The 24,016-nt window shown below is 68.4% G+C and carries 23 protein-coding genes; 12 read left to right on the top strand and 11 right to left on the bottom strand.

Features of this window, described 5'->3' with window-relative positions:
• Positions 1-7: 7 nt before the first annotated feature.
• From Q9R17_RS14715 to Q9R17_RS14725, 3 genes are all read left to right on the top strand, one after another.
• Positions 8-418, top strand: a complete 411-nt coding sequence (locus Q9R17_RS14715) for a hypothetical protein (RefSeq protein ID WP_308155342.1) — start codon at positions 8-10, stop codon at positions 416-418.
• 39 nt (positions 419-457) lie between these two features.
• Entirely contained in the window at positions 458-937 is a 480-nt protein-coding gene (locus Q9R17_RS14720; RefSeq protein ID WP_308155343.1) for a hypothetical protein, read from the top strand.
• A gap of 93 nt (positions 938-1,030) precedes the next feature.
• Positions 1,031-2,614, top strand: coding sequence for a M20/M25/M40 family metallo-hydrolase (locus tag Q9R17_RS14725; protein WP_308155344.1), 1,584 nt, complete (start codon positions 1,031-1,033; stop codon positions 2,612-2,614).
• A gap of 54 nt (positions 2,615-2,668) precedes the next feature.
• Here the strand turns inward: Q9R17_RS14725 and Q9R17_RS14730 are convergent, their stop codons facing one another.
• A complete protein-coding gene (locus Q9R17_RS14730) occupies positions 2,669-3,316 on the bottom strand; it encodes a hypothetical protein (RefSeq protein WP_308155345.1) in 648 nt (215 codons plus the stop codon).
• A 479-nt stretch (positions 3,317-3,795) separates the two neighbouring features.
• Between Q9R17_RS14730 and gltX the strand changes: the two genes are divergently transcribed.
• Both gltX and Q9R17_RS14740 read left to right on the top strand, forming a co-directional pair.
• Positions 3,796-5,211: a glutamate--tRNA ligase gene (gltX, locus tag Q9R17_RS14735; RefSeq protein ID WP_308155346.1), complete on the top strand. Its 1,416-nt coding sequence runs from the start codon at positions 3,796-3,798 to the stop codon at positions 5,209-5,211.
• Positions 5,212-5,245: 34 nt separating this feature from the next.
• On the top strand, positions 5,246-5,731 hold the full coding sequence (locus Q9R17_RS14740; protein WP_308155347.1) for a Fur family transcriptional regulator: 486 nt from the start codon (positions 5,246-5,248) through the stop codon (positions 5,729-5,731).
• Positions 5,732-5,829: 98 nt separating this feature from the next.
• Here Q9R17_RS14740 and Q9R17_RS14745 read toward each other — a convergent pair whose 3' ends face one another.
• The 6 genes from Q9R17_RS14745 to Q9R17_RS14770 all read right to left on the bottom strand — a co-directional run bounded on the left by Q9R17_RS14745 (position 5,830) and on the right by Q9R17_RS14770 (position 13,543).
• Positions 5,830-7,014 carry an HlyD family secretion protein gene (locus tag Q9R17_RS14745; protein WP_308155348.1) on the bottom strand — a complete coding sequence of 395 codons (1,185 nt, stop codon included), beginning with the start codon at positions 7,012-7,014 and terminating at the stop codon, positions 5,830-5,832.
• A gap of 10 nt (positions 7,015-7,024) precedes the next feature.
• Complete coding sequence (locus tag Q9R17_RS14750) at positions 7,025-8,698, bottom strand: MFS transporter (protein ID WP_308155349.1); 1,674 nt, start codon at positions 8,696-8,698, stop codon at positions 7,025-7,027.
• Complete coding sequence (locus tag Q9R17_RS14755; RefSeq protein ID WP_308155350.1) at positions 8,698-9,264, bottom strand: TetR/AcrR family transcriptional regulator; 567 nt, start codon at positions 9,262-9,264, stop codon at positions 8,698-8,700. The genes Q9R17_RS14750 and Q9R17_RS14755 overlap by 1 nt, the downstream gene beginning before the upstream one ends.
• A gap of 278 nt (positions 9,265-9,542) precedes the next feature.
• Entirely contained in the window at positions 9,543-10,766 is a 1,224-nt protein-coding gene (locus Q9R17_RS14760; RefSeq protein ID WP_308155351.1) for an MFS transporter, read from the bottom strand.
• Positions 10,763-11,197, bottom strand: a complete 435-nt coding sequence (locus Q9R17_RS14765; protein WP_308155352.1) for a MarR family winged helix-turn-helix transcriptional regulator — start codon at positions 11,195-11,197, stop codon at positions 10,763-10,765. The genes Q9R17_RS14760 and Q9R17_RS14765 overlap by 4 nt, the downstream gene beginning before the upstream one ends.
• 159 nt (positions 11,198-11,356) lie before the next feature.
• Entirely contained in the window at positions 11,357-13,543 is a 2,187-nt protein-coding gene (locus Q9R17_RS14770; protein ID WP_308155353.1) for a TonB-dependent receptor, read from the bottom strand.
• A 149-nt stretch (positions 13,544-13,692) separates the two neighbouring features.
• Between Q9R17_RS14770 and Q9R17_RS14775 the strand changes: the two genes are divergently transcribed.
• Positions 13,693-14,106 (top strand): MerC domain-containing protein, encoded by a 414-nt coding sequence (locus Q9R17_RS14775; RefSeq protein WP_308155354.1) that lies wholly within the window; start codon positions 13,693-13,695, stop codon positions 14,104-14,106.
• 112 nt (positions 14,107-14,218) lie between these two features.
• Positions 14,219-14,401, top strand: coding sequence for a 30S ribosomal protein THX (locus Q9R17_RS14780; RefSeq protein WP_308155355.1), 183 nt, complete (start codon positions 14,219-14,221; stop codon positions 14,399-14,401).
• A 64-nt stretch (positions 14,402-14,465) separates the two neighbouring features.
• Here the strand turns inward: Q9R17_RS14780 and Q9R17_RS14785 are convergent, their stop codons facing one another.
• The 3 genes from Q9R17_RS14785 to Q9R17_RS14795 all read right to left on the bottom strand — a co-directional run bounded on the left by Q9R17_RS14785 (position 14,466) and on the right by Q9R17_RS14795 (position 17,757).
• A complete protein-coding gene (locus tag Q9R17_RS14785) occupies positions 14,466-15,725 on the bottom strand; it encodes an ectonucleotide pyrophosphatase/phosphodiesterase (RefSeq protein WP_308155356.1) in 1,260 nt (419 codons plus the stop codon).
• A 71-nt stretch (positions 15,726-15,796) separates the two neighbouring features.
• The gene (locus Q9R17_RS14790) at positions 15,797-16,288 is read right to left on the bottom strand and encodes a methylated-DNA--[protein]-cysteine S-methyltransferase (RefSeq protein ID WP_308155357.1); all 492 of its coding nucleotides are present in this window, start codon (positions 16,286-16,288) and stop codon (positions 15,797-15,799) included.
• Positions 16,285-17,757, bottom strand: a complete 1,473-nt coding sequence (locus Q9R17_RS14795; protein ID WP_308155358.1) for a DNA-3-methyladenine glycosylase 2 — start codon at positions 17,755-17,757, stop codon at positions 16,285-16,287. Before Q9R17_RS14795 ends, Q9R17_RS14790 begins: the two co-directional genes overlap by 4 nt.
• A gap of 268 nt (positions 17,758-18,025) precedes the next feature.
• On the opposite strand from Q9R17_RS14795, the gene Q9R17_RS14800 reads away from it, so the two are divergent.
• The 4 genes from Q9R17_RS14800 (at position 18,026) to ubiM (ending at position 21,477) form a co-directional block, all read left to right on the top strand.
• Complete coding sequence (locus Q9R17_RS14800) at positions 18,026-19,222, top strand: hypothetical protein (RefSeq protein WP_308155359.1); 1,197 nt, start codon at positions 18,026-18,028, stop codon at positions 19,220-19,222.
• A 57-nt stretch (positions 19,223-19,279) separates the two neighbouring features.
• Complete coding sequence (locus tag Q9R17_RS14805; protein ID WP_308155360.1) at positions 19,280-19,816, top strand: DUF4019 domain-containing protein; 537 nt, start codon at positions 19,280-19,282, stop codon at positions 19,814-19,816.
• Positions 19,817-19,828: 12 nt separating this feature from the next.
• A complete protein-coding gene (locus tag Q9R17_RS14810) occupies positions 19,829-20,218 on the top strand; it encodes an MAPEG family protein (RefSeq protein ID WP_308155361.1) in 390 nt (129 codons plus the stop codon).
• Between the two features lie 80 nt (positions 20,219-20,298).
• Positions 20,299-21,477, top strand: a complete 1,179-nt coding sequence (gene ubiM / locus Q9R17_RS14815; protein ID WP_308155362.1) for a 5-demethoxyubiquinol-8 5-hydroxylase UbiM — start codon at positions 20,299-20,301, stop codon at positions 21,475-21,477.
• A gap of 50 nt (positions 21,478-21,527) precedes the next feature.
• Here the strand turns inward: ubiM and Q9R17_RS14820 are convergent, their stop codons facing one another.
• On the bottom strand, positions 21,528-21,749 hold the full coding sequence (locus Q9R17_RS14820; RefSeq protein WP_308155363.1) for an RNA-binding S4 domain-containing protein: 222 nt from the start codon (positions 21,747-21,749) through the stop codon (positions 21,528-21,530).
• A 244-nt stretch (positions 21,750-21,993) separates the two neighbouring features.
• Here Q9R17_RS14820 and Q9R17_RS14825 point away from each other — a divergent pair, with 244 nt between their 5' ends.
• Complete coding sequence (locus tag Q9R17_RS14825) at positions 21,994-23,937, top strand: DEAD/DEAH box helicase (protein ID WP_308155364.1); 1,944 nt, start codon at positions 21,994-21,996, stop codon at positions 23,935-23,937.
• The last annotated feature ends 79 nt before the right edge of the window (positions 23,938-24,016 follow it).

The raw sequence follows: 24,016 nt of genomic DNA on the forward strand, positions 1-24,016 counted from the left end.
GCCGACCATGGGGTGGCGACAGGGATTGCAGCAGCGGGCGCGACAGGGCGTGCCGGCGCTGCTGGAAGTGGATGCGCTGCTGCAGGCCCATGGTGTGCTGGCGGCGCTGCCGGGGGCACGGATCGCCCCCGGCCTGGTCCGCTTCCAGCTGGCGGCGGCGACCTGCGAAGGACTGCAGCGGCAGGGCCTGGGCTGGCTGCAGGGCGCGCGGCAGGGACGCGGTGCGTTGGCCGGAACGGTACCGCGCTACCGGCCTTGGCTGGCCGGGGCGCAGGCGCTGGCCGAGATCGGCATCGGCGGCCTGCCCGGTGACTGGCCGGCGCACGCCGCGGTGTACGGCTGCAGCAGCCTCGACCGGCGCCATTGGTTGCTGCTGCTGCCGGAGCGGGCGCAGCTGTGGTTGGGGTGGCGTGGCTAGGAGCGTGCAGAATGAAGCGAGACCGAGAAGGGCATGTGCATGGACGTTGTGACGCTGACCGAAACCCGTGATGGCTATGACATCGATACCACTGGCTGGGGGGCCCACGTCGCCCGCATTGAAGCGGGGCTGCCCGCAGCGATCAGGGCGTTCGTGGCAGCGCCCTGGCGCTATGACGTCCAGGATCCGCGCTGCCTGCACGATGCCTGGCTGCAGGAGCTGGTGGTAAAGGAGGCGCCGCGCGGCCAGGCGCGTGGCACGGAGGTGCTGCTGGTCCTGGAGGGGGCGTGGGGTGGGCGCTTCGAGCTGCGCTACCGGCAGGTGACCCGCTTCCTTCTGGACAAGGCCGATGGACCTGATGAGGGCTTGGGCGATCTGCTGGTCGAGGAGCTGGTCCCGCGGGAGGAGAACAGGTTCCGGCACGAGCTGGCCTTTGTCGGGGGAACCCTGCTGCTGGAGTTCAGCGGCTTCAGCGAAACCCGCATCGATGTTCCGGCAGGGGGGGAGGTCGGAACATGACCGATGGGACGGGGGATGGCTGCTGCGGCTGGCTAGACTCGACCGGTTGATGATCACGCCGGAAGGCAGGGGTGTGCGGTGATGAAGTGGGGCATGCTGGCTATGGCGCTGGCGTTGGGCGGAACGGCCGCTGCAGAGCAGCGTGAGACGGTGGACCTGGCGATGGTCGGCAAGATCCGCCAGGAAGCCTTCAACCGCTCGCAGGTGATGGATACCTTCAGCTACCTCACCGAGCGCATCGGGCCGCGGCTGACCAATTCGCCGGCCATGGGCCGCGCCAATGCCTGGACGCGCGGCAAGTTCAACGCATGGAAGCTGGACAACGTGCATGACGAAGCCTTCGATGGCTTCGGCCGCGGCTGGGAGTTCACCGCCGCCAGCGTGGAACTGCTGGGCGAGCGCGTGCAGCCGCTGCATGCGCTGCCCAAGGCATGGACGCCTGGCACCCACGGCCCGGTCGAGGGTGAGCTGGTGCAGGTGGACATCAAGAAGCCCGAGGACATCGAGAAGTACCGCGGCACGCTGCGCGGCAAGATCCTGCTGCTGGGTGAAGCGCGCGAGTACAAGCGTGGTACCGAGCCGGATTCGCACCGCCACGATGCCACCTCGCTGGAAGGCCTGCAGGCCTTCACCGTGCCCAAGGACACCGACGCGGCTGCCGACCGCGCCAAGCGGGTGAAGGAATTCAACGAGCGCCAGGCACTGACCGCCAAGGTCAATGCCTTCTTCGTGGAAGAAGGCGCGCTGGCCTCGATCAGCATCAGCGGCTGGGACAACGGCATCATCCGCGTGGCCGGTGGTGGCTCGCGCAAGGCCGGCGAGTCGGTGGGCATCCCGGAACTGGCGATGATTTCCGAGCACTTCAATCCGCTGGTGCGCGCGCTGAAGGACAAGCAGCCGGTGCGCCTGCGCGTGGACGTGGCCGCCCGCTTCACCGATGAAACCGACCAGCCCGGCTACAACACGCTGGCCGAGATCCGTGGCAGCAGCAAGCCCGATGAAGTGGTGATGATCGGTGCCCACATGGATTCCTGGCACAGCGGCACCGGCGCGGCCGACAACGCGGCCGGCGTGGCGGTGATGATGGAGGCCATGCGCATCCTCAAGGCCACCGGCGCCAAGCCCCGGCGCACCATCCGTGTGGCGCTGTGGAGCGGTGAGGAGCAGGGCCTGATCGGCTCGCAGGCTTATGTGGCCAAGCACTTCGCGCAGTTCCCCGAACCCACCGATGCGGCGCAGAAGGCGCTGCCGGCCTCGCTGCGCGACCCGACCGGCGCGCTGGTGAAGACCCGCGACTACGGCAAGTTCCAGGTGTACTTCAACATGGACAACGGCTCGGGCCGCTTCCGTGGCATCTACGCGCAGGAAAACCTGGCCGCCATGCCGATCTTCGAAGCGTGGCTGGCCCCGTTCCATGATGTGGGCGCCACCACCGTGGCCACCCGTAATACCGGCAGCACCGACCACATCAGCTTCGACCGCGTCGGCCTGCCGGGCTTCCAGTTCATCCAGGACCGCCTGGACTACTTCAGCAATGTCCACCACAGCCACCTGGACACCTGGGACCACGCCGAACCGGAAGACCTGAAGCAGGCGGCGGCCATCGTGGCCTCGTTCGCCTACCATGCGGCGATGCGCGAGCAGCCGTTCCCGCGCAAGGGCGAGCCGCAGCCCTGAAAAAGGGGACGGAGGGGATCAAGCCGCTTCTCCCCTCCGTCGCCGCAGTCCGGATCAGTCCGGGATCGAGACGATCTGATTGATTGCCGGATGGATGGCAAATACCGCTCGAATCGATGGCTTGCCGTCGAGGGTGGTCATGCCATTGGACAGGCTTGCTGCATGGAAGTAGGCCGTTCCGTCATGCTCCATCAGAGGGCGGATATCCAACGGGGCCGTCCCCGGATCTTCCAGCTGTGCCAGGCACAGCTGGCGGCCGCAGCTGAAGTCCAGCACTGTCCGCGCGCTTCCTTCCTCCGACAAGGCACTCTTGAGGTGGGTGGAAAACAACGTGGTTGCTTCGGCAAGTTCCCGGTCTGTCGACGCCCGCGCGTGCATGGCATTGATCATGGCGTTGAAGTCACCGGCATCTGCGAGCAGCCGGTCGATCCGGGCTTCATCCAATGCATTGCCAGAAACCAGAGCGGCTTCATTGGATGCATCACCCGAAAGACGATTCAACAGCGGGGACTGGGTGTCCGAACGGGAGGCCAAGCTGGCGACTTCTCGATCAGGGCCGGCTGGTGCGGTTGTTGGCGAAGGGCTGGAGGCCTGCGCTGAAGAGCTGTGCGAAGGATTCGTGGTCGGGAAGTGCCATGCCAGTGCGCCAACCAGTACCGACGTCATGAGCAGCCAGAGCATGGTCGTTTTTGCCTTCATCATGACGTGCTCAGGTCGATGATCCTGTTTCTACAAGTGCTTCGCCCTTTTCGGCCGTCTTGGTTACCCACCCGCCCCGGCTGTCCCAGACGGAGAAACCTCCTCCCGGTCGCGTGGAGACGACGCACGAATTCTGGCACGTGTAGTAGTGGCTGTTGATTTTGACGGTTGTTGAAGCCTTGGATTCATAGAGGCCAAAAAGGCCCGCTGTAACGAGTCCTGCAATCACGCAGGCCGCTTTCGTCGGGCCAGATTTCAGCGGAACTCGATGAAGGAAGCCCTGTTTGTTCCGGATTGCGGTGGCATGCGGTTGGGGAGCGGCCACGGGTGCGATGGGTAAATGGGTCACGTTGAAACTTCCTTGTCTCGTTGAAGGATGTTCAGGTTCCATTCGGGCGGGGAGGGGGGCTATGGGGAGAGTTGCAAATTCAGCGGCAAGGAATCCGGTAAAATCGTGCCGATTCCCGTTCCCCGAGCCCTCCATGATCTGCCGCACCCGCTTCGCCCCCAGCCCCACCGGTTACCTGCACATCGGCGGCGCCCGCACTGCGCTGTACTGCTGGCTGGAGGCCCGCCACCGTGGCGGCGAGTTCGTGCTGCGCATCGAGGACACCGACCGTGAACGCAGCACCCAGGGCGCGATCGACGCGATCCTGGAGGCGATGGACTGGCTGGGCCTGGATTACGACGTCGGCCCGATCTACCAGACCGACCGCGTGGCCCGCTACCTGGAAGTGGCCGAGCAGCTGGTCGCCGACGGCAAGGCGTACTACGCCTACGAGACCCGCGAAGAGCTGGACGCCATGCGCGAGGCCGCCATGGCCAGGCAGGAAAAGCCGCGCTACAACGGTGCCGCACGTGATCTGGGCCTGCCGCGCAGGGATGACCCGAACCGCGTCATCCGCTTCAAGAACCCGCTGGCTGGCACGGTGGTGTTCGAGGACCTGATCAAGGGCCGCATCGAGATCGCCAACAGCGAACTGGATGACATGGTCATCTTCCGCCCGGACGGCTACCCCACCTACAACTTCGCGGTGGTGGTGGACGACTGGGACATGGGCATCACCGAGGTGATCCGCGGCGATGACCACATCAACAACACCCCGCGCCAGATCAACCTGTACGAAGGCATCGGCGCACCGGTGCCGAAGTTCGGCCACATGCCGATGATCCTGGACGAGCAGGGCGCCAAGCTGTCCAAGCGCACCGGCGCGGCCGACGTGATGCAGTACAAGGACGCCGGCTACCTGCCCGATGCGCTGCTGAGCTACCTGGCCCGTCTGGGCTGGTCCCACGGAGACCAGGAGTTGTTCAGCCGCCAGGAGCTGATCGACCTGTTCGACGTCACCCAGTGCAATTCCAAGGCCTCGCGCCTGGACATGGCCAAGCTGGGCTGGGTCAACCAGCACTTCCTGAAGACCGAAGAACCGGCCGCGATTGCCCCGCACCTGGTCTACCAGCTGCAGAAGCTGGGCCTGGGCCTGGGCCTGGACCTGGCCGCCGGCCCGGCCCCGGCCGACGTGGTCATCGCCCTGCGCGACCGCGTGCAGACCCTGAAGGAAATGGCCGAAAAGGCCGTGGTCTGGTACCAGCCGCTGACCGAATACGACGAAGCCGCGGTGGCCAAGCACTTCAAGCCGGGCGCCGAGCTGGCGCTGGGCAAGGCCCGTGAACTGCTGGCGGCCCTGCCCGAATGGACCGCCGAGGCAGTGGGCGTGGCCCTGCATGATGCGGCCGCAGCGCTGGAGATCGGCATGGGCAAGGTGGCCCAGCCGCTGCGCGTGGCCATCACCGGCACCCAGGTCAGCCCTGACATTTCCCAAACGGTGTACCTGGCCGGCCGCGCGCAGGCCTTGAATCGCATCGACGTGGCCATCACCAAGGTAGCAGCGGCCTGAGGCATCCTTGCCAGGCCCGAACCGGAGAACCCGCATGTCCGCCAAAACCGCCTGTACTGCCCCGCACCACCACGTGCACGACGCCTCGGCGTTCGTGGCGGTGGTCGAACGGGTGTGCCGTGAACGCGGGCTGCGCCTGACCCCGATCCGGGCCAACGTGCTGCGGCTGATCGCCGAGGCCGGCAAGCCGGTCAAGGCCTACGAGCTGCTGGAATGGGTGCGCAGCGGCAAGGGCGTGGGCGCCGATGCCCCGCCCACCGTGTACCGCGCGCTGGATTTCCTGATGGCCAACGGCTTCGTGCACAAGCTGGAATCGGTCAACGCGTTCGTCGCCTGCCATCACCCCAGCAGCGCGGCGCATTCGGTGCCGTTCCTGATCTGCAACAGCTGCCACAGCGCGGTGGAGCTGGAAGACCGCGACATCGTCACCCAGCTGGAAAAGCGGGCGAAGGAACTGGGCTTCCAGCCGCAGGCACAGACCCTGGAAGTGCACGGGCTGTGCGCCCGCTGCGCGGGGTAAGGCCGGTGATGCGTGGGGCCTGCCGATAGCGTCGACGGCCCTTCCATCAACCCGCAGAAAATCCCGCGCTTCGTGCGCGGGTCGACTGACAGCCGCCGCTACCGTGCCGGTGTCGAACCCGGCTCCGATGCGGGTTCCACCGAGGTATCCACCCGTGCGATCACCGACATGCCGGGGCGCAGCCGTGCCGCCAGCGGCTGATCCGGGTCGATACGGATGCGCACCGGCAATCGCTGCACGACCTTGGTGAAGTTGCCGCTGGCATTGTCCGGGCGCAGCACGCTGAATTCCGAGCCGGTGGCCGGGGCGATCTGCTCCACGTGCCCGTGCAGGCGTTCGCCCTTGAACGCATCCACCGCGAAGGTGGCCGGTTGGCCGATGCGCATCTGCCAGGTCTGGCCCTCCTTGTAGTTGGCCACGACCCACAGCGTTTCGGGCACCAGGAACAGCAGCTGCGAGCCGGCGCTGACGTACTGGCCCACGCGCACGCTGGCCTCGCTGACCTGGCCGTCGCGCGGGGCGTGGATGACCGTGTTGGCCAGATCGATGCGGGCCAGTTCCAGCTGTGCGCGGGCGTTTTCCACCTGTGCTTCCAGGCCCTTGCGTGCGACCTGGGTGGCGATGAGGGTTTCCTCGGCGATGCGGATCTGCGCCTGGCCCTGCTGCACGCTGGCCTGCGCTGCGGCCTGGCCGGTGCGGAACTTGTCGCGATCGTTGATGGAAACCAGGCGCTGTGCGGCCAGTTCCTCATAGCGCTTGAGCTCGCCACGCGACCGCTGCAGTTCCGACTGCCCGGCCGACAGTGTGGCCTTGGCCGAGGCGATCTGCGCGCGGTTCTGCGCCTGCGACTGGTCCGAATTGGCCAGTGCCGCCTGCGCGCTGGCCAATGCGGCCTGCGCCTGCGCCACGCGCTGGGCATAGATACGATCGTCGATGCGCAGCAGTGGTTCGCCCTGCCGGACGTGCTGGAAATCTTTCACCAGGACCTCGGTGACATAGCCGTTCACCTGCGGCGCGAGCACGGTGATCTGGCCCCGCACGTAGGCGTTGTCGGTGACCATCACCGGGCTGGTGAATGGCCAGAAATGCCAGGCGCGCAGGATCAGCGCGATGCCCACCAGGGCCACCAGCACCATCACCACCACCGCGCGGGTGGTCGGGGTGAGGTACTTGGGCACCGGCGCTCCGGGCGGCACAGGTGTGCTCGGGGCCGGCGCCGCATCGGTCGGCGGCGGCGGGTTCACGGTGTCGGTGTCGTCGGGGCGCGGTGGTTGCGAGGACATCGGTCAGTGCTCATCGGGCGCCGGCGTTGGCCGGCGCGGGTGGGAAGGGCCGATGGCGCTTGCGCCACTGGTGCAGCACGGCGGTGCGCAGCGACAGCAGCAGCAACCAGCCCAGGAAACCCAGCGCCAGCCAGCCGCTGAGGGTGAAGACATCGTTGAAGGCGCGCACGTTGGCTTCGCGCCGGGCGGTCAGTGCCAGCTGTGCGGTGCCCTGCGCGCTGCGCTGCACCGGATCGGTGATCTGCGCGGCATACAGCTGCTGCTGCACGCGCAGGCGCTGGGCCACCACCGGGTCGGCCGGGTCGAGCTGGCTGGTCAGCGCAGTGGAATACAGCTGTTCGCGGTGCAGCTGGAACGTGCCCAGTGCCGCCGAGCCGGCCAGGCCCCCCAGGGTCTGGGTGATCGACAGTGTGACCAGGAAGGTGATGATGTGGTCCGCGCCCTGTTTGAGGGCGGCTGTGATGCCCAGCATGATCAGCGGGCCCATGAACATGCCCGCGCCGATCGAGGCGAGGAACTGGCTGATGTAGAAATCGTGCGGGCGGTCCAGGCTGGTGCGGTGCTGGTCCAGGAAGGCGGCGCTGCCCAGCAGCAGGATCGCCAGCAGCAGCTGCGCGATCAGGCGCTTGGGCCCGAAGGTGATCGCGCTGGCGGCGATGCCGACCACCACCCCGGCCAGGATCACGCCGAACAGCGGGCGCAGCTGGTCCGGCCCCATGCCCAGCGTGCGCATCAGGTTGACCACGCCGTAGGACTGTTCGGTGGTCAGGAAGCGGATCAGGAAGGCACCGACGATGAAGTGCAGCACCGGCAGGCGGGTCAGCCAGCGGGTCTGCAGCAGCGGGTTGCGCCGGTAGTGCTCGATGACGAAGGCGGTGGTGGACAGCACGATGGAGGCAATCAGCGCCCAGCCCAGCCACGGCGTATCCACCCACCACCGGATGTAGCCCTGTGCCAGCACCACCACCAGCAGCGCCACGGCAGGCGCGAGCAGGGCGAAGGTGAGGAAGTCCAGAGGCTCGAATGCCTTGATCTGCACGCCTGGTGGCAGCTTCAGTACCACCACGGCGGCGAAGGCGCACAGCGCCAGCCCGGCTTCAAAGAAATACAGCTGATGCCATTGGCCGGTGTCCACCAGCCCCGGCGAGACCAGCCAGGCTACCGGGATGGCCAGCTGCGACAGGCCAACCCCCACCACCAGCAGGTTGCCGGTGTAGCGCCGCGGCAGCGACTGCAGCATGTACAGCGTGCACAGCGTCGAACAGGCCGCGCCGGCGAACCCACTGGCCGCACGCATCAGCAGCGTGGTCTCGAAGCTGCCCACGAACAGGTGCAGCACTGCCAGTGCGGCATACAACCCCAGGCCGATCTCGGCGAACAGGCGGATGCCGAACTGCTGGCGGAACTTGAAGGCCAGCAGGTTCACGGTCACGTTGACCATCGCATAGGCTGCCACCAGCCAGCTGCCCTGGGCCGGGGTCAGCCCCAGCTGGCCCTGCAGGAACGGCAGGTTGGCGGTGACCAGCGCGGTGCCCAGGCCGCCGGTGATGGCCACCAGCAGCGATACCAGGGCATAGGCCACCCGCCGGTGCGGCGGATGCCAGGGCATCGAGGCCGAACCGGGCAGGGTGGGCTTCTCATGCTCTTCCCAGTCGGGGATCGGCTTGAGATACGGCTGGGCCATCAGCGCTCCCCGCAGTCTGGCCCCTGTAATCCCCCCCGCAGCAGTTGCAGGGCGCGCCGGGCCAGGTCGGCACGCTCGTCGCGGGTCTTGCCGCGCAGGGCGGCACCCAGCATGCCCGAGATCAGTGAAACATCCGTCGAGGCCAGGTCCGGCCGGCACAGGCCGGCGGCGATGGCGCGATGGATGGGGGGCTCCAACAGGCTGTGGACCGCCTCGCGCGCGGCTTTCATCGCAGGGTCGTCGCGGTCCACCGCGCGCCAGTAGTCGGCCAATGCCGGTGAATCGATGATGCGCTGGGCCATGCCTTCGATCACCTCGAACAGGGCGTCGTCGCGGTCACCCAGCTGTTCCACCTGGCGGCGGATGCGCTGCACGGCACGCTGCAGCAGGGCGTCGATCAGCGCGGTGCGGTCAGGGAAGTTGCGGTACAGGGTGGCCCGCCCGACCTGGGCGCGCTCCACCACCAGGTCCAGGGGCGCGGTCACCCCGTGCTGGCCGAACACGTGGTCGGCGGCATCCAGGATCAGGGCGCGGCGGGCGGCGGCATCAGCACGTTGGGGGCTCATGTGGACATTCTGGGAAGTGGAGGTTCGGCGGAGGAACAGTGGCGACAGGAGTGTCCGCTTGTTGTCGTACGCCCAGCTTCGTGATGAAAATGTGAAGAATGCCCGGTGTCGAAATGCAATCCATTGATCTATAAAGATTTATTTTCCGCATGGTGCTGTGCCAGCGACCGGTGGCCGGGCGCTCCGCAACGGCGGTCGGTGCATCTGCCGCCACCGGTGTCCGCTTGCTAAGCCAGGAAGGCCTGTGCCCCGGTGTCGCGCAACGACCGCGCCTGCGCTCAGCCCGCCGCCAGTGGCGGTGCCACGGGGGCCTCGCGGACCGGCAGGTGGGCGACGGCGGCCAGCAGCGCCAGGCCGATGTCCAGGTACCACATGACCATGTAGTCGCCGGTGCTGGCCAGCACCACGCCGCCCAGCCAGGCGCCGAAGAAGCCCCCCAGCTGGTGCGACAGCAGGGTCAGGCCGAACAGCGTGCCCAGGTAGCGCGGGCCGAACAGCTTGCCGACCAGTCCGGCGGTGGGCGGGACGGTGGCCAGCCAGGTGAAGCCCAGCACGGCGGCGAACACATAGAACGTGGTCGGCGTGGGCGGCGCGGCCAGGTACACCGCAATCATCGCCGCGCGGCTGGTGTAGAGCAGCACCAGCAGCCACTTCATGCGGAAGCGCTGGCCCAGCGCGCCGACCAGCAGGCTGCCGAAGATGTTGAACAGGCCGATCAGTGCGATCGACACCGACGATACCGTGGGCGACAGGCCGCACAGGGCGATTTCGCCCGGCAGGTGGGTGACCAGGAAGGCGATGTGCAGGCCGCAGGTGAAAAAGCCCAGATGCAGGTACCAGTAGCTGGGTTCGCGCACGGCCTGGCGCAGCTGCGCGCGCAGGCCGCCGTCGGCGGCGGCCACGCCACCGGCGTGGTCACCGGCACGACGGCGCAGCGGCCACGCCATCGGCAGGGTGAACAAGGTGACCACCGCCATCAGCCACAGGCCGCGTGCCCAGCCTGCCGCGCTGATCACCAGCTGCAGGATGGGCGCGAATACGAACTGACCCAGCGAGCCACCCGCATTGATCAGGCCGGCGGCGAACGAGCGGCGCTCGGCCGGCAGGCGATGGGCGGTGGCGCCGATCAGCACCGAAAAACTGCCGGCACCGGCACCGGCGGACATCAGCAGGCCCAGGCTGATGTTCAGGCCCCAGGCGCCGGGCAGCAGTGGGGCGATGGCCAGCCCCAGCGCCAGCAGCAGGCCGCCACCGACCAGCACCGGCAGCGGGCCACGCTGGTCGGCCAGGGCACCGAACACCGGCTGCACCGCGCCCCAGACCAGCTGGCCGATGGCCAGCGCGAAGCTGATCTGCACGATGCTGATGCCGGTGTCGCGGTGGATCGGTTCCACGAACAGGCCGGTGGTCTGCCGCGCAGCCATGGTCAGCATCAGGATGCCGGAGGCAGCCAGCAGCAGGCCCCAGGGCGTACGCGCGGCAGTGCTGCGGGTGGCGCTCATGCGTCGGCCACGCCGGCCAGGCGCTGCTCAAGCCGTTCCAGCAGCTGCAGCAGGTGCTGGTTGTCGCGCTCGCCGAAGCGTGCCTCGAACGCGGCCTGCGCACGGCGCCACAGCGGGCGTGCGCGGCGCAGCCGCGCCTGGCCATCGGCCGTCAGGCGGACCTCGCGCTGGCGCGCGTCGTGCGGCCCGGGCAGTTGTTCCAGCAGACCTTCGGCCAGCAGCGGCTTGAGGTTGCGGGTGAGGGTGGTGCGGTCCATGCCCAGGGCCTGCGCCAGTTCGCCCAGCGGCCGCGGCTGCCGCGCACGGCGCAGGATCGAATAGGCGTTCAGGCTCAGCCCCGCCGCAGCCAGGTGCTGGTCATACAGCTGGGTGCTGCGGCGCGCGGCGCGGCGCAGCTGGAAGCAGGTGCAGGGCGAGGTGGGTTCGGTCATGGGCGCGCTCCGGTTGCGCCCATCATAGGTGCATATGCACGTAAATGGCGAGGGCGGACGATGCCAAGCCCCCGCCATCCGCGCACCGCTGCTGCGTGCCCGACAAGAACGGGGGCCCGAAGGCCCCCGAAGTGGTGCAGGTGCAACTGTCGCCAGGGATCAGAAGTAGGCGCGGATGCCGAACGCCACGCCACGGCCCGGCAGCGGCGCGTAATCGCGCAGCAGCGAGGTGTGCGGGCGCACTTCGCGGTTGGTCAGGTTGGTGCCATCCAGGAAGACTTCGTAGCTGTTGCTGGCGCTGCGGTCCCAGCGGTAGGCGAAGTGGGCATCAACCAGGGTGTAGCCATTGCTGGGCTCCTCGTTCTGCGCCACGTCCTTCTGCCGGCTGTAGCGCACTGCGCCCACCGAGGCGCGCCAGCCATCCTTGGACCAGCGCAGGTCGGCGCCGACGCGGGCCGGGGCGATGCGCGGCAGGTAGCCGGTGTTGGCCAGTTCCACGGTGTAGTTGTGGCTGTGGTCACCGTGCGGCACGGCGATGGCCAGTTCACGGCTGCCGCTGCCATCGAGCTTGGCCTTCACGTAGTCGCCGAACAGGCGCAGGTCCCAGTCACCGGTGTTGCCTTCGAACAGGTGCACCAGGGCCTCGGCCTCGGCGCCGCGGAAGATCGCGTCCTGCTGCGTCCAGGTGCGCACCGGCAGGCCTTCGGTGATGCCGGTGTCGGCCAGGTAGATGAAGTTCTTGAACGAGGTCTGGTAGACCGAGGCGGACAGGTCCACGCGCTCGCTGTGGGTGTGGATGCCCAGTTCGACGCGCTGGCCGCGTTCGGTCTTCAGGTTGGCATCGCCGATTTCCAGCGAACGGGTGGCGATGTGCGCACCGGCGGCGTACAGCTCTTCGTTGGTCGGCGCACGCTCGGAACTGTCCAGACCGAAGCGCAGGTCCACCGCATCGTTGAGCTTCCAGATGCCGGCGGCGGACAGGTTGGTGGCGTCGAACTTCCGGCGGCGGTAGTCACCGCTCGGGTCCAGCTTGACCTGGTCGTGGCGGCCACCCAGTTCCAGCTTGAACGGGCCGAACTGCTTTTCCTGCAGTACGAACAGGCCCAGCGTGTCGGTGCCGGTGTTGGGCACGAAGGCTTCTTCGCCCCGTGCGCCGAAACGGCTGTTGCCGAACTGCAGGCCGAAGGCACCGTTCCAGCCGGCGATTTCGTTCTGCACCGCTTCCAGGCGACCTTCGATGCCCTGGTTGGTGAAGCGCGTGGACGGCACGCCGGCTTCCAGTTCGGTGTGCTCGTAATCGGTGAAGGCCGCGCGCAGGTTGATGTTCTTCAGGAACGACACCGGGTTGTAGATGCCGCCCTTGAAGTCGAAGCGGTTCTGCACCAGGTCGATGCGCACGTCGTGCTCGTCGCCGCCTTCTTCCTCGTCCCCATGGTCATGGTCGTGATCATGGTCGTGGTCACCGTCGGCGTGCACGTGCGCGCCGTTGGGGATGCCGTAGTTGGTGCGGTAGGTGCTGGCGGACAGGCCGAAGTAGCCACCTTCACCCAGCCAGGTCGCACCGACCGCGCCGGCGCGGGTGCGGATGGAACTGTTGTCCAGGCGGCCACGGCGCGGCTCATCCGCATCCGCCTCGGCGTGGTCATGATCGTGGTGGTCTTCCAGCGCATCGATCACCGCGTAGCCGGGAATCCGGTAGTCGTCACCGTTGCGCACCAGGCCGTCGACATGGATCACCCAGTCACCGTTCACGCCGTCCAGGCGGAACATGCCGCTGCGCTCCTTGTTGACCGTGTTGCCCCGCACTTCGGCGCGGCCGCTGAGCGGGCGGTCCGGCAGTTCGCTGGCGATGCGGCCATCGACCACGTTCACTGCACCGCCGATCGCGCCGCTGCCGAACAACAGGGTGGCCGGGCCCTTGAGCACTTCGATCTGGTCGGCCAGGAACGGCTCGATGCTGGTGGCGTGGTCGGCGCTGACCGTGGAGGCGTCCATGTTGCCGACGCCATTGGACAGCACCTGCACACGCGGGCCTTCCTGGCCGCGGATGATCGGGCGGCCCACGCCCGGGCCGAAATAGGTGGTCTGCACGCCCGGCAGCTTGGCCACGGTGTCACCCAGGGTGCCGGCCTTCTGTTCGTCCAGGCGTTCGCCGGTGAGCACCTCGACCGGGCGGGCCAGCGATTCGGCATTGCCCTGCAGCGGCGAGGCGGTGACCTTCACGCTGGACAGTTCGGTCAGGTGGCGGTCGCGGTGGCCGTCATCGGCCAGGGCAATGGACGGAAGCAGGGCAGCCAGTGCCAGGGTGAGGGTGTGCTGCTTCAGCAGCGCGCGCGGTGCGGGCATGGTGGTGCTCCATTGTTACAATGTATCAACTGTGGGGCGCACGCCGTCATCGAGGGGGACAGATGAACCGGTGCAGAAGGGCGGACCCGTGCGGGCCGAGTGACGATGTTATATTATTCCATAACGCTTCGCCGACCCTGCTGGAAGTCATGGCTCTCCCTCACCGCCTCCGCCACCTGCTTGATCGCTTCGGTGCCACCGGTTCCCTGATGTGTGCCGTGCACTGTGCGGTCATCCCGGTCCTGCTGGCTGCCGCCCCCTCGCTGGGGCTGTCGTTCTGGCTCAGCGATGGCGTGGAACGGGCCCTGGTGACGTTCGTGACCCTGCTGGGCCTGTTCAGTCTGGTCTGGGGCTACCGCCGGCATGGCGCGCTGCGCGCGCTGGGGTTCCTGCTGCCGGGCCTGGTGGCGCTGTGGGCCGGCGTGCTGTACGACCCGCTGCACCACAACCCGGTGCCGCACGCGGTGGTGATGACCATTGGCGGCCTGTTGGTCGGTATCGCCCACCTGGTCAACCTGCGCCTCAACCACAGCCACGTCCACGACGCCAGCTGCGCGCACTGAGGCGGGCGTGTTACGCTTTCAGATCGTGCGCGGGGGCGCCCAGCAAGGCGGCCCCGCCGAACCCGTGTCAGTACGGGGTAAACCAGAGTTCAACTTGTAAGGAGTTCATGACATGGGTAAGGGTGACCGCAAGACCGCCAAGGGCAAGCGCTACAACGCCAGCTACGGCAACGCCCGTTCGCACACCGCGAGCAAGGTGGCCGTAGGCGCTGCTGCTCCGGTTGCCAAGAAGACCGTGGCCAAGGCTCCGGCGAAGAAGGCCGTTGCCAAGAAGACCGTGGCCAAGGCCGGCTGATCCAGCCTGCAGCGGCAACGAAAAACGCGGCGCCAGGCGCCGCGTTTTTTTTTGCCCGCAGCGCTCAGCGCAATGCAGGCCGCAGCGTGTCCGGATTGCCATCGTTGGGGGCGGCCGGTACCTGCAGCAGGCGTGTCATCAGCGGGTACACATCGACGTTGTCGAAGCCGTCGATCACCAGGCCCTGGCGGAAGGACGGGCCGCGTGCCACGAACACCGCGCGCATGCTGGGCAGGGCGTTGTCGTAGCCATGCGAGCCGCGGTCGGCATGGTCGCGGTGCCTGATCTTCTCGGCGGTCAGCGCATCCCAGCCCTCATCCATCTGGCAGATGATCGCCGGTACGCGCGGGTGGGTACCGTACTGCCATTGCGGCGGCAGGGTCTGTTTCGTCCAGCATTCATAGTGGTCGTGGCGGCCCAGCAGTGCGCGCTCGGCCGGTTCGCGCTGGCCGGGCAGCGGCTCGAAGCCCACCGACTGGCCGACGCTGACATGCCGGGCCAGGGCCGGGTCGACCATCGATTCCACGGGCACCACGTTGCCTTCGGCCACCGCGGCCATGCCATGGTCGGACACCACGATGATGTTGGTGTTGGCGGCCAGTCCGCGCTGTTCCAGCCCATCAAGCACCTGGCCGATCACCGCATCGGCCTGCCTGATCGCTTCGGCGTACTGGCGTGAATCGGGACCATGGTTGTGCCCGGCCTTGTCCACGTTTTCCATGTACAGGGTGGTCAGGCGGGGGGCATCGGGGCCGGTCTGCGCCAGCCAGTCCAGCACGGTGCGCGCACGCTGCTGCAGTGGTTCCTTGCCGTCGTACACCCGCCACTGGCTGGGGCGCACCCCCTGGATTTCCGCTTCGCTGCCGGGCCAGGAAGTCGTGGCCGAGCGCACGCCGGCCTTTTCGGCGCTGACCCAGATCGGTTCGCCGCCCCACCAGCCAGAGGTGACCACCGCCTCGCGGTCGGACAGCATGAAGCGGCCCAGCGCCGCATCCTCCATGCTGTTGTTGACGATGCCGTGGTGGTCCGGGCGCAGGCCGGTAACGATGGTGTAGTGGTTGGGGAAGGTGAGCGATGGATAGGACGGGGTCATCCAGCGCGCGCGCACGCCGCCATCGATGATGCGCTGCAGGTTGGGGGTGATGCCGCGGTCGAGCATGTCCGCGCGCAGGCCATCGATGGAGACCAGCAGCAGTTTCGGCGGTGTTCCGGCGACGGCCGCCGGCGAGGGCGATGCCCGCCCGGCGGTGGACGGGGCAGTGGTGGTGCAGGCGGCCAGCGGCATCAGTGCCGCCAGCGTGCAGATCAGGCGTACGGAAGTCATCGGGTCATGATAAACGCAGGCGATGACGCAGGGATTGCATTGCCGCTGCAGATGACCGCGTGCCGGCGCCGTCAGGCGAACAGCGGCACCTGTCGCTGCTCCAGCCGCAGCAGGGCTGCCTTGGTCTCCAGCCCACCACCGAATCCGGTCAGCGCGCCGTTGCTGCCGATCACGCGATGGCAGGGCAGGATGATCGGCAGCGGGTTGCGCCCGTTGGCGGCGCCCACCGCGCGGGTGGCGCTGGGCTGCCCCAGGTGCTGCGCCAGCTGCAGGTAGCTCCACGTATGGCCGAAGGGAATCAGCGCCAGTGCAGTCCACACACGCAGCTGGAACGGCGTGCCGCGCGGTGCAAGCGCCAGGTCGAACCGGTCGCGCTCACCGTGCAGGTACTGCAGCAGCTGCTCGCGTGCCTGCGGCAGCGCACCGGGGGCGTAGCGCCAATCGCTGCGGCCGCGCGCCGGATGGCGGTTTTCCGGGAACAGCACATGGGCCAGGCCGTGCTCGTCACCGGCAAGGGTCAGCTCACCGATGGGGCTGTCGAAGCGATCAAACAACAGGGTCATGAGGACTCTCCAACGAAGGTGCCAGACAGGTGCCACAGGTGCAGCACGGCATAGGCGCGCCACGGCCGCCAGGGGTGCGAGCGGGTTTCGGTGGCGCGCTCGCTCAGGCGCTGGCCCTGGCCGAGCACCTGTTGCAGCACCAGATCACCGGCCGGAAACGCATCGGGCTGGCCCAGCCCGCGCAGCGCGATGTACTGCGCCGTCCATGGGCCGATGCCGGGCAGGGCCACGCAGCGTGCGACGAACTCTTCCAGCGCCTGGCCAGGACCGAAATCCAGCTGGCCACCGGCACAGGCGCTGGCCAGTGCGCGCACAGTGGCCGCGCGGCTGCGTGGCAGGCCGATCGATTCAAGCGGCGCGTCGGCCAGCACCTGCGGTGCAGGAAACTGGCGGTTGAATTCGGTCGGCATGCCGGGCAGGTGCGCGCCCCAGGCATCGACCAGGCGCCGCGCGAACGTGGTGGCAGCGGCGACGCTGACCTGCTGGCCCAGCACGGCACGCACCGCCACTTCAAAACCATCCCAGCCACCGGGCACGCGCAGCCCCGGGCGCTCGGCAATGCCGCGGGCGAGCAGCGGTTCCTCGCCGAGGGCGGCATGCACCTGCTGCAGATCGGCATCCAGGTCGAACACGCGGCGCACCCGCCGCACGATGTCCGGAATCAGGCGCGGGTCGACCACGCCCAGCTGCAGGCGCAGTTCGGGGCGCTTGGGGTCGGCGCTGACCCGCAGCAGGGTGGGGCGTTCGGGCGTGCCCAGCACGCGCTGGTAGCTGTCCTCGCCGATCAGTTCGATGCCCGGCAGGCTGCGTTTGCGCAGGAAGGCCAGCATGCGCGGGAAATCCAGCGGTGGCCGGTAGCCCAGCCGCAGGACCAGGCCGCCATCGTCGGCGGCCAGCGGCCGGTGCTGCCGGCGCAGGGCGGTGGGCGGCATGCCGCAGCCCTGCAGGAACGCCGTGTTGAAACGACGCAGGCTGTTGTAGCCCGCCGCCAGGGCGACATCGGTCACCGGCAGCGTGGTCTCGGTCAGCAGCTGCTTGGCCAGCAGCAGGCGCAGGGTGGCGTGGATCTGCCCGGGCGTGGCACCGAGATGTTCGACGAACAGCCGTTGCAGCTGGCGCGCGCTCAGGCCGATCTTCGCGGCCAGCGCGGCGGCCGGCTGTTCCTGCAGGAAGCCGCTGTGGATCAGTGCCAGCGCACGCTGCACGGCCTGCCCGGCCAATGCCTGCTGTGCCTGCGGCGCAAGTTCGGGGCGGCAGCGCAGGCAGGGCCGGTAGCCTGCCGCCGCCGCCGCCGCCGCGCTGGGGTAGTAGGTGATGTTGCGCGGCTTCGGGGGCGGGGCCGGGCACACCGGGCGGCAGTAGATGCCGGTGCTGCGTACCGCGGTGAAGAACACGCCGTCGAAACGCGCATCGCGGGCCAGCCGGGCACGGTCGCAGGCGGCGGTATCCAGGGCGGGTTGAGTGTCCATGGCGCCAGTCTAGGCCTGCCCGCCGGCAGATACTCGCCGGATCCGGACATGGATGCCGGGCCGCACCGCCGTGGTTGATCCACGCCATGCGTGGCGGTGCCCCTGTAGATCCACGCCATGCGTGGATGGGGCTTCCCCGTAGATCCACGCCATGCGTGGATGGCTGGCCCCGGCTCGCTCCGAGGTCAGAACCGGTTCAGTGCCGGTGCCTGAATGCGTGCCTGTGGCGGGTAGACTGTGGTTCTTCCCGTTCGATGCCGGTTGCCCGATGTCCTCCCGATTCCGCTGGTTGCCCCTGTTGTGCCTGGCCCTGGCGGGCTGCAGCCAGTTGGAGAACCCGGGCAACGTGACCGCGGCTGACAAGGCCACCCGCGCACCGGCCAGCGATGGCGAGAACATGGTCTCGATCAACGCGGCCGACGCCCCGCCACCGGCGCCGGCACCACCGCGCAGCCGCGCCGACCGGCCCTGGCCGGCCGCGACGCTGGAAAACGGCCGTGCCTGGGTGACCTGCACCACCGATTACACCGGCGACGCCGGCGACGGCGCTGAACTGGACGGCCTGGCGCGTGAGCAGATCCAGCAGGCGCTGGCCCCCTGTGCCGAGCGTGGCCTGCTGCGCGTGCGCTACAGCGGCAAGATCAACCCCGGTTTCACCGAAATGATGTGGCGCCTGGCGGTGGTGGCCGATGCGCTGAAGATCCACAAACGCATCCTGGACCTGGACTCCAGTGGTGGCCAGGTGGAATCGGCCATCGTGGCCGGGGACAGCATCGGTGAATCGGGCTGGACGATCTGGGTGCGTGAAGGCTCGATCTGCCACAGTGCCTGCGTGTTCGTGCTGGCCGCCGGTGACAACCGCCTGGTGTCGGGCAAGGTCGGCATCCACCGCATGATGCGCATCAGTTCCAAGGCGACCTCGCGGGCCGAGCTCAACCGCGAGCTGCACGAGGTCTATGACAACGTGAAGGATTACCTGCAGCGCAACGGCGTGGCCGTGGGCGTGGCCGACCTGATGATGACCGTGCCCAACCGCAGCCTGCGCCTGCTCAGCGCCGAGGAGCTGCGCCAGTTCGGCCTGGATGGTACCAACGCCGTGCAGGACGACCTGGAGCGGATCAAGCAGATGCGCGCCTGCGGCGATGACTTCGTGCAGCGCAAGGATGCCTTCCTGGTGGCCTTCGACCAGCAGTGCAAGCGCGATGGCGTGGACATGGAATCGATCAACAGCTGCGGCCAGGCATTGAAGCAGCGCTTTGGCTTCCCCGATGCGGTGTGCCCGGAGGAAAGCCCGCTGTCGGAAATCGATGTGGCCACCCTGCCACCGGCACCGCCGGTGCTGGCGCCGGTGTCGGCGCAGCTGCCCGGCCAGGCCGGGGGCGACGCCGAACCGGCAACGGCGGCCGAAGGGGCTGCTGCCGAAGCGGCACAACCGGCGCGCGAAGCGCCGGCGCGCACGCGCTGACGAGGTACTCACCGCGCTGGCGTAGACTGCGCGCACCTGTGTCCTCTGGTGCTGCCCATGAAGCGATCGGCCCTGCTGCTGTTCCTGTTGTTGCCACTGCCGTTGCCGCTGCTGGCGCAGACCCTGCCGCCGCCGGCGACGCCGGCCCCGGCCCCGGCGCGTCCCGCACCGACGGCTGCCCCGGCACATCCGGCACTGCCCCCCGCACAGCAGGCCCAGGTGCAGAAGCAGGATGCCGAGATGAGCGCCGCCGGGCTGCGCGTGGCGCAGATGGTCGATGGCCACCGTGCGGCGGAACTGTGGGAGGGCGCCTCGGCGGTGGCGAAGAAAGCCGTGAACAAGGCCGCCTTCATCGGCCAGCTGGATACCGATCGTGGCCGCCTGGGGGCCCTGGTCGGCCGCGGTGAGCCCAGCGTCACCCGGGTCAAGTACGGCGCCGGTGCGGCCGTGCCGGAAGGGCTGTACATCAACGTCAGTTTTCCGACCCGGTTCGCCAACAGCGCCCAGCCGGTGCGCGAGCTGGTGTCGTTCCGTTTCGATGAGGACAAGGTCTGGCGCCTGGCCGGCTACAGCGTGCGCGCGCCCGGCCCCTGAAGGAGGACAGTCATGGCAACCGAACTGACGATGCTGGCGTGGGCGGCGCTGCTGGGTTTCGTCTACATCTTCGCCGCGACGGCGGTGGTCACCCGCGAGCGGGGCATGAAGTGGAACGCGTCCGCGCGTGATGCGCCCACGCCGCCATTGAGCCCGCTGGCCGGGCGGTTGGCGCGGGCACAGGCCAATTTCCTGGAAACCTTCCCGTTCTTCGCTGCTGCCGTGGTCGCGGTGGTGGTGGCCGGTCGTGGCAGCGACAGCACGGCGCTGGCCGCGCAGGCCTACGTGTGGTCGCGCCTGGTCTATCTGCCGCTGTATGCGCTGGGTGTTCCGTACCTGCGCAGCCTGGTCTGGCTGGTCTCGTTGGCCAGTATCGTGGTGCTGCTGGCCGCGCTGTTGTGACTGCTGCCTGATCAGGATCAAGGACAGCCTGGAGGCCGGCGCTATGCTGGCCCGGACTGATCCGATGGCAGGAGGCGCGCATGCGCAGGATGGATGTGGTGGTGGTCGGTGCCGGGCCGGCGGGGCTGTGCTTTGCCCGCGGCCTGGCCGCTGCCGGCCTGCAGGTGGGGCTGGTGGACACCCAGCCGCGGCAGGCGCTGGCGCAGGCTGCCTTCGACGGCCGTGAAATCGCGCTGACCCATGCCTCGCGTCAGTCGCTGGAAGCCCTGGGCATCTGGCAACGCCTGCCGGACGCCCAGATTTCCGAACTGCGTGCCGCGCGGGTGATGGACGGGGCATCGCCGTTCGCGCTGACCTTCGCCAGCGGCCAGCCGCAGGGACAGCCGCTGGGCTGGCTGGTGCCCAATCACCTGATCCGGCGCGCGGCCTGGGAGGCCGTACAGGGCCAGGCCGGGGTGACCGTGCTGGACGGGCGCCGGCTGGAGGCACTGCAGGCCGATGCCCAGGGCCACGTGCTGCAGCTGGACGACGGCAGTACGCTGCACGCCCGCCTGCTGGTGGCGGCCGACAGCCGTTTTTCCGCTACCCGCCGGCTGCTCGGCATCGGCGCGCAGATGCGCGACTTCGGCAAGTCGATGCTGGTTTGCCGCATGCAGCTTGAACGTGATCACCACCACACAGCGTGGGAGTGGTTCGGCTATGGCCGCACGCTGGCGCTGCTGCCGCTGGACGATGGCCAGGCCTCGGCGGTGGTCACCCTGCCGGCACGGCAGGTCGCGTCGTTGCTGGCGATGGACGAGGCGGCCTTCGGCGAAGCGATCACTGGTTTCTTCGAGCACCGCCTGGGGCGGATGCAGCCCGTGGCCCGGCCACAGGCTTACCCGCTGGTGGCCGTGTATGCGCACCATTTCGCCGGTGAGCGCTGCGCGCTGATCGGTGATGCGGCCGTGGGCATGCACCCGGTCACTGCACACGGGTTCAATCTGGGCCTGGCCAGCGCGCAGCGCCTGGCGACGGCCATCGCAGCACAGCAGGGCCGGGGGGCGGACATTGCTGCGGCCGGGGTGCTGGCGGCCTACCAGCGCGGCCACCGGCTGGCCTCGCGGCCGCTGTACGAGGCCACCAATGCCATTGCCAGCCTGTATACCGACGACCGTGCGCCGGTGCGCCTGCTGCGCGCGGCCGGGTTGCGCGTGGCGCAGGGCGTGCGCCCGTTCCGGCAGCTGATCGCCGCCCACCTGACCCAGCGGGTGGCCTGAACCGGCGCCGGGTGGGGAGGGCGGCATGCACGGGCGGGGGGCGTGCCTGTTCAGCCGGCGGCCAGTACCCGGATCTGGCTGTCGTTGAATTCCACCACCTGGCCCGCACGGATCTTGCAGGCCTTGCGCAGTTCGACCTGCCCGTCCACCTGTACCAGCCCTTCGCTGATGACCATCTTGGCCTCGCCGCCGCTGGTGACCAGGTCGGCCAGCTTCAGCAGCTGCTTGAGTTCGACGTAGTCGCCGTCGAGGTCGAATTCGAGGATCTGCACGGGGGGTTCCTGGCACAGGGGACTGGAAAAGGGCGCCCATTGTGCGCTAGGGGACGCCTGAACGGGGTTTCTGTACACAGTATTCAGCAAGGCTGCGGTATACTCCCGCTTTGGCTGAGCCACGCTCCGCTATTAGAACGAGCAGCGCCAGGGCACGCGACGGAAAGGGCGCCCTACGCGCACACATTTCCTTTTTATTCGCCTGCCACGTTCCCGCTACGTGGCGGTGCCTTCGGAGTTCCCCATGTCCCAAGATTCCCAAGCGCAGCTGCAGTTCGCGCAGCTCGGCCTGTCCGAGCCCGTGATGCAGGCCGTCAGCGCCATCGGTTACGAAACCCCTTCGCCGATCCAGGCCGCCACCATCCCGGCGATGCTGGAAGGCCGCGACGTGCTGGGCCAGGCCCAGACCGGCACCGGCAAGACCGCTGCCTTCGCCCTGCCGGTACTGTCCAACATCGACCTGCAGCAAAGCAAGCCCCAGGCGTTGATCCTGGCCCCGACCCGCGAACTGGCCATCCAGGTCGCCGAGGCGTTCCAGTCCTATTCCTCGAAGATCCCCGGTTTCCGCGTGCTGCCGGTGTACGGCGGCCAGCCGTACGGCCAGCAGCTGTCGGCCCTGCGCCGCGGCGTGCACGTGGTGGTGGGCACCCCCGGCCGCGTCATCGACCACCTGGACCGCAGCACGCTGGACCTGTCCGAACTGAAGACCCTGGTGCTGGACGAAGCCGATGAAATGCTGCGCATGGGCTTCATCGACGACGTCGAAGCCGTGCTGAAGAAGCTGCCGGAGCAGCGCCAGGTGGCCCTGTTCTCGGCCACCATGCCGCCGCAGATCCGCCGCATCGCGCAGACCTACCTGCAGGACCCGGTGGAAGTGACCATCGCGGCCAAGACCACCACCTCGGCCAACATCCGCCAGCGTTACTGGTGGGTGAGCGGCATGCACAAGCTCGATGCGCTGACCCGCATCCTGGAAGTGGAGCCGTTCGATGCGATGATCATCTTCGCGCGCACCAAGGCCGGCACCGAAGAACTGGCCAGCAAGCTGCAGGCCCGTGGCCTGGCCGCCGCCGCCATCAACGGTGACATGCAGCAGGCGCAGCGCGAGCGCACCATCGCCATGCTGAAGGAAGGCAAGCTGGACATCCTGGTGGCCACTGACGTGGCGGCCCGTGGCCTGGACGTGGAGCGCATCAGCCACGTGCTGAACTACGACATCCCGTACGACACCGAAAGCTACGTGCACCGCATCGGCCGTACCGGCCGTGCCGGTCGCAGCGGCGAGGCGATCCTGTTCGCCACCCCGCGCGAGAAGGGCATGCTGCGCCAGATCGAGCGGGCTACCCGCCAGCCGATCGAAGAAATGCAGCTGCCGAGCGTGGAAGCGGTCAACGACAACCGCATCAACAAGTTCACCACGCGCATCACCGAAACCCTCGGTGCCGGCGGCCTGGACTTCTACCGCCAGCTGCTGGAGCGGTTCGAGAACGAGCAGAACGTACCGGCCATCGAAGTGGCAGCCGCGCTGGCCAAGATGCTGCAGGGCGATACCCCGTTCCTGCTGCAGGCACCGGTGCGCGCCCCGCGTGAAGAGCGTGCCCCGCGCGAGCGTTTCGACCGTGGCGACCGCCCGGAGCGTGGTGACCGTTTCGACCGCAACGAGCGCGGCCCGCGCTTCGAACGCGGCCCGCGCCGTGAAGAAGGCGAGGGTGGCTTCGAGCAGCGTCCGCGCCGTGACGTGCCGCCGCGTGGTGCGCCGGACCAGGGCATGGAGACCTACCGCATCGCGGTGGGCCACCAGCACGGCGTGAAGCCGGCCAACATCGTCGGCGCCATCGCCAACGAAGCCGGCCTGGAAAGCCGCTACATCGGCCGCATCGACATCCACGACGATTTCTCGCTGCTGGACCTGCCGGCGCAGATGCCGCAGGACGTGCTCAGCCACCTGCAGAAGGTCTGGGTGTCCGGCCAGCAGCTGCAGATGCGTCCGCTGGCCCCGGGCGAGGACGTCAACCCGGCGCCGCGCCCGTTCAAGCCGCGCTTCGACAAGCGTGGTCCGGGTGGTCCGGGCGGCCATGGTGGCCCGGGTGGCCCGCGCCGCGGTGGCCCGGGTGGCCCCGGCGGCGACCGTGAAGGCCGCCCGCCGCGCCGTGATGGGTTCAAGCCGCGCGGCCCGCGCAGCTACTGATCCCTGATCGCGGTTCCTGAACGACGCCAGCCTCCGGGCTGGCGTCGTCGTTTCCGCAGGCCATGCGTGAAGACCTGCG

The sequence above is a fragment of the Stenotrophomonas sp. 24(2023) genome (assembly GCF_030913365.1).
In the GTDB taxonomy this organism is placed as follows: Bacteria; Pseudomonadota; Gammaproteobacteria; order Xanthomonadales; family Xanthomonadaceae; genus Stenotrophomonas.

What these genes read in the sequence shown, in the direction of transcription:
- Q9R17_RS14760 (WP_308155351.1), bottom strand. Translation starts at nt 10,766, where the DNA reads ATGAGCGCCACCCGCAGCACTGCCGCGCGTACGCCCTGGGGCCTGCTG.
- Q9R17_RS14765 (WP_308155352.1), bottom strand. Translation starts at nt 11,197, where the DNA reads ATGACCGAACCCACCTCGCCCTGCACCTGCTTCCAGCTGCGCCGCGCC.
- ubiM (WP_308155362.1), top strand. Translation starts at nt 20,299, where the DNA reads ATGCGCAGGATGGATGTGGTGGTGGTCGGTGCCGGGCCGGCGGGGCTG.
- Q9R17_RS14795 (WP_308155358.1), bottom strand. Translation starts at nt 17,757, where the DNA reads ATGGACACTCAACCCGCCCTGGATACCGCCGCCTGCGACCGTGCCCGG.
- Q9R17_RS14715 (WP_308155342.1), top strand. Translation starts at nt 8, where the DNA reads ATGGGGTGGCGACAGGGATTGCAGCAGCGGGCGCGACAGGGCGTGCCG.
- Q9R17_RS14770 (WP_308155353.1), bottom strand. Translation starts at nt 13,543, where the DNA reads ATGCCCGCACCGCGCGCGCTGCTGAAGCAGCACACCCTCACCCTGGCA.
- Q9R17_RS14740 (WP_308155347.1), top strand. Translation starts at nt 5,246, where the DNA reads ATGTCCGCCAAAACCGCCTGTACTGCCCCGCACCACCACGTGCACGAC.
- Q9R17_RS14785 (WP_308155356.1), bottom strand. Translation starts at nt 15,725, where the DNA reads ATGACTTCCGTACGCCTGATCTGCACGCTGGCGGCACTGATGCCGCTG.
- Q9R17_RS14805 (WP_308155360.1), top strand. Translation starts at nt 19,280, where the DNA reads ATGAAGCGATCGGCCCTGCTGCTGTTCCTGTTGTTGCCACTGCCGTTG.
- Q9R17_RS14825 (WP_308155364.1), top strand. Translation starts at nt 21,994, where the DNA reads ATGTCCCAAGATTCCCAAGCGCAGCTGCAGTTCGCGCAGCTCGGCCTG.
- gltX (WP_308155346.1), top strand. Translation starts at nt 3,796, where the DNA reads ATGATCTGCCGCACCCGCTTCGCCCCCAGCCCCACCGGTTACCTGCAC.
- Q9R17_RS14810 (WP_308155361.1), top strand. Translation starts at nt 19,829, where the DNA reads ATGGCAACCGAACTGACGATGCTGGCGTGGGCGGCGCTGCTGGGTTTC.
- Q9R17_RS14725 (WP_308155344.1), top strand. Translation starts at nt 1,031, where the DNA reads ATGCTGGCTATGGCGCTGGCGTTGGGCGGAACGGCCGCTGCAGAGCAG.
- Q9R17_RS14745 (WP_308155348.1), bottom strand. Translation starts at nt 7,014, where the DNA reads ATGTCCTCGCAACCACCGCGCCCCGACGACACCGACACCGTGAACCCG.
- Q9R17_RS14750 (WP_308155349.1), bottom strand. Translation starts at nt 8,698, where the DNA reads ATGGCCCAGCCGTATCTCAAGCCGATCCCCGACTGGGAAGAGCATGAG.
- Q9R17_RS14800 (WP_308155359.1), top strand. Translation starts at nt 18,026, where the DNA reads ATGTCCTCCCGATTCCGCTGGTTGCCCCTGTTGTGCCTGGCCCTGGCG.
- Q9R17_RS14720 (WP_308155343.1), top strand. Translation starts at nt 458, where the DNA reads ATGGACGTTGTGACGCTGACCGAAACCCGTGATGGCTATGACATCGAT.
- Q9R17_RS14780 (WP_308155355.1), top strand. Translation starts at nt 14,219, where the DNA reads ATGGGTAAGGGTGACCGCAAGACCGCCAAGGGCAAGCGCTACAACGCC.
- Q9R17_RS14755 (WP_308155350.1), bottom strand. Translation starts at nt 9,264, where the DNA reads ATGAGCCCCCAACGTGCTGATGCCGCCGCCCGCCGCGCCCTGATCCTG.
- Q9R17_RS14730 (WP_308155345.1), bottom strand. Translation starts at nt 3,316, where the DNA reads ATGATGAAGGCAAAAACGACCATGCTCTGGCTGCTCATGACGTCGGTA.
- Q9R17_RS14790 (WP_308155357.1), bottom strand. Translation starts at nt 16,288, where the DNA reads ATGACCCTGTTGTTTGATCGCTTCGACAGCCCCATCGGTGAGCTGACC.
- Q9R17_RS14775 (WP_308155354.1), top strand. Translation starts at nt 13,693, where the DNA reads ATGGCTCTCCCTCACCGCCTCCGCCACCTGCTTGATCGCTTCGGTGCC.